We start from the raw sequence: 3,412 nt of genomic DNA, 5'->3' as shown, positions 1-3,412 counted from the left end.
CCCGGTGCGCCGCACGGTTCCCCGAGCTGGACGTACTGGTCTTCGGGCACAGTCACATCCCGTGGGACACCACTGCCGCCACGGGACTTCGTCTGCTCAACCCGGGCTCGCCGACGGACCGCCGCCGACAACCGCACTGCACCTACATGACCGCCACGATCACCGGCGGCCGGCTCGGCGAGGTGGAACTCCACCGGCTGCCCCCGCGGCGGTGACCGTGTGCTGACGGGCCGGGCCGCTCCGTGTCGGTGGAAGCGGCCCGGGCGCTGCGAGTAGATGCGCTCTCACGGACCTCCTTCCCACGATCGGAGGTGATACGGGGCGACTACCCCTCTCAGCCGCGCTTACACACCTTCTTTTCGGGTCCGTCGCCGTCTGCGCGTCCGCGCGTCCGCGCGTCCCCGCGGCCGGCACGGCCACCGCACCGACGGCGGCGAGGGCCGCGGCGGCGTGCTCGGCGACCGGTGTCCCGGCGGTGCGCAGCGGGTCGAGGGGCTCTTCCCGCGAGGGTTCCACCACGTCCGCCGCGCGCGTCGCACCCGCCGCGTCGGCCGTCCCGGCCGCCGACGGCCGGCACCACGCGATACGCCCTCTCGTCCCGCCCCTCGAGGACGGTGAACCCGTGGTGCCGGTCCGCGTCCTCCTCCTCGGGAGGCGGGCTCAAGGGGCCAGGGGGAACCAGGGGGATCAGGGTGCGGGAGGGGGTGGATGGACCGCTCCCTCCGTGGTGGTCAGCGGTACGCCCGTGCCGCCCCAGCGCAGCACGACGATCTCGGCGGCCACGGACACGGCCACCTCCTCGGGCGTACGGGCACCGGGGTCGAGGCCGACCGGGGAGCGCAGCCGGGACAGCTCGCGCTCGGTGAGCCCGGCCCCGATCAGCCGCTCCGTCCGGCCGGCGTGGGTGCGGCGGCTGCCCATCGCGCCGATGTACGCGGCCGGCCGGCGCAGCGCCTCCCGGAGCGGGGGCAGGTCGAACTTCGGGCCGTGGATGAGGACGCAGATCACCGTGCGCTCGTCGGTTCCGGTGCCGCGCAGATACCGGTGCGGCCACTCGACGACCACCTCGACGCCCTCCGGGAAGCGCCGGGGGGTGGCGAGGACCGGCCGGTCGCCGGACGTGACGCGCGTCACTGCAGGACGGCTTCCGGGAGCGGGGTGAGGGCCGCGACAGGCTTTGCCGAGCGTTAATCCGTTGTCGCCGCCCGTGCCGGTCTGCTGCACTACCGGGGACGACGCCGTCGAGGTCCCGAGGAGCAGCAATGCGCGCACCGTTCATGTCCCCCCAGGCAGGAACGGCCCCCTCTCCGAAGGACATGACGCTTCGTGCACGTGCTCAATCTGGGAATCCTCGCCCATGTCGACGCCGGTAAGACCAGCCTGACCGAGCGGCTGCTGCACTCGGCCGGCGTGATCGACGAGATCGGCAGCGTCGATGACGGCAGCACCCGCACCGACACCCTCGCGCTGGAACGCCGGCGCGGCATCACCATCAAGTCCGCGGTCGTCTCGTTCCCGCTCGACGACGTGACGGTCAACCTCCTCGACACCCCCGGTCACCCGGACTTCATCGCCGAGGTGGAGCGGGTGCTCGGCGTGCTGGACGGCGCCGTGCTCGTCGTCTCCGCCGCCGAGGGGGTGCAGGCGCAGACACGGGTGCTCATGCGCACCCTGCAGCGGCTGCGCATCCCGACCCTGCTCTTCGTCAACAAGATCGACCGGCGCGGGGCACGGGAGGCGGACCTGCTCCGGGCGGTCTCGGCGCGCCTCACCCCGGCGATCGTGCCCATGGGCACCACCGGCCGGCTCGGCACACCCGGGGCCCGTTTCGTGCCCGGTCTCCCCCCGGCCGCCCTCGACGTCCTCACCGGCCACGACGACGAGCTGCTCGCCGCCTACGTGGAGGGCGCGGTCACGGACGAGCGCCTGCGCACGGCCCTGGCCGAGCAGAGCCGGCAGGCGCTCGTGCACCCCGTCTGCTTCGGCTCCGCCCTCACGGGCGCCGGCGTGGACGCGCTGCTGGCCGGCGTCAAGGAACTGCTGCCGCCGGCCGGCGGCGACCCCGACGGGCCGGTCTCCGGCACGGTGTTCAAGGTGGAGCGGGGGCCGGCGGGGGAGAAGGTCGCCTACGCGCGGATGTTCTCCGGCACGCTGCGCACCCGCGACCGGATCCCGTTCGGCCGTGACGGCGGGGCGGAGGGCCGGGTGACCGGGATCAGTGTCTTCGGCCACGGCACGGACACCCGGGCGGACGCGGTACCGGCGGGCCGGATCGCCCGGCTGTGGGGCCTGGCGGACATCCGCGTCGGCGACGCGATCGGCGAACCCCGCCCGCCGTACGGGCACTTCTTCGCACCGCCCACCCTGGAGACCGTCGTCGTCCCGGAACCGGGCGTGGACCAGGGCGCGCTGCACCTCGCGCTCACCCGGCTGGCCGAACAGGACCCGCTGATCGGCCTGCGCCACGACGAGGTGCGGCGGGAGACCTCCGTGTCGCTCTACGGCGAGGTGCAGAAGGAGGTCGTCCAGGCCACCCTCGCCGAGGAGTACGGGCTCGACGTCACCTTCCGGGAGACGACACCGCTGTGCGTCGAGCGGCCGGCCGGGTCCGGGGCGGCCGTCGAGTTCATCGGCAAGGACCCGAACCCGTTCCTCGCGACGGTCGGCCTGCGGGGCGACCCGGCGCCGGCCGGCGCGGGCGTGGACTTCCGGCTGGAGGTGGAGCTGGGCTCGATGTCGTACGCCTTCTTCAAGGCGGTCGAGGACACCGTGCGCGAGACGCTCGAACAGGGCCTGTACGGCTGGCGGGTCACCGACTGCACGGTCACCATGACCCACTCCGGTTACTGGCCCCGGCAGAGCCACGCGCACCAGGGCTTCGACAAGAGCATGTCGAGCACCGGCGCCGACTTCCGGGGCGTCGCCCCGCTGGTCCTGGCCGAGGCCCTGCGGCGGGCGGGGACCGTGGTGCACGAGCCGATGCACCGCTTCCGCATCGAGGCTCCGGCGGACGCCCCCGGCGCCCTGCTGCCGGTGCTGACCGGGCTGGGTGCCGTGCCGCGGACCACGGAGACCCGCGGGGACCGCTGCGTCCTTCGGGGCACGGTGCCGGCCGCCCGGGTGCACGCGCTGGGACAGCGGCTGCCGGGGCCGACCCGGGGCGAGGGCGAGCTGGAGAGCGCCTTCGGGCACTACGCGCCCGTCACCCGCGGCACGGTGCCGCGGCGTCCGCGCACGGACCACAACCCGCTGAACCGGAAGGAGTACTTGCTGAACGTGACCCGGAGGGTGGGCGGTTGAGCCTCGCCGTGCCCACCCTCCGCCGCTCCGTCCGGCTCAACCGCCGGACGGAGCGGACCAGTCGGCCTCCACCTGACCGAGACGCACCCGTTGCGGGTGGTCGCCGACGGGT

At 74.3% G+C, this 3,412-nt stretch carries 2 protein-coding genes and 1 pseudogene; 2 read left to right on the top strand and 1 reads right to left on the bottom strand.

Annotated elements, in window-relative coordinates; all coding sequences use genetic code 11:
* Positions 1–215, top strand: a 215-nt coding sequence (locus tag RIM90_RS31130) for a metallophosphoesterase family protein (RefSeq protein ID WP_309064085.1), incomplete at its 5' end; no start/stop codon positions are given.
* A gap of 472 nt (positions 216–687) precedes the next feature.
* Here RIM90_RS31130 and RIM90_RS31125 read toward each other — a convergent pair.
* A pseudogene (locus RIM90_RS31125) lies at positions 688–1,128 on the bottom strand (XdhC family protein); the annotation flags it as partial.
* Positions 1,129–1,326: 198 nt separating this feature from the next.
* On the opposite strand from RIM90_RS31125, the gene RIM90_RS31120 reads away from it, so the two are divergent.
* Positions 1,327–3,300, top strand: a complete 1,974-nt coding sequence (locus tag RIM90_RS31120) for a TetM/TetW/TetO/TetS family tetracycline resistance ribosomal protection protein (RefSeq protein WP_309064084.1) — start codon at positions 1,327–1,329, stop codon at positions 3,298–3,300.
* Positions 3,301–3,412 lie beyond the last annotated feature (112 nt).

The organism is Streptomyces sp., from assembly GCF_031181555.1.
Lineage (GTDB): Bacteria > Actinomycetota > Actinomycetes > Streptomycetales > Streptomycetaceae > Streptomyces > Streptomyces fimbriatus.
Note: the sequence above shows the minus strand (reverse complement) of the source record. Positions and strands in the feature narration are given on the sequence as shown.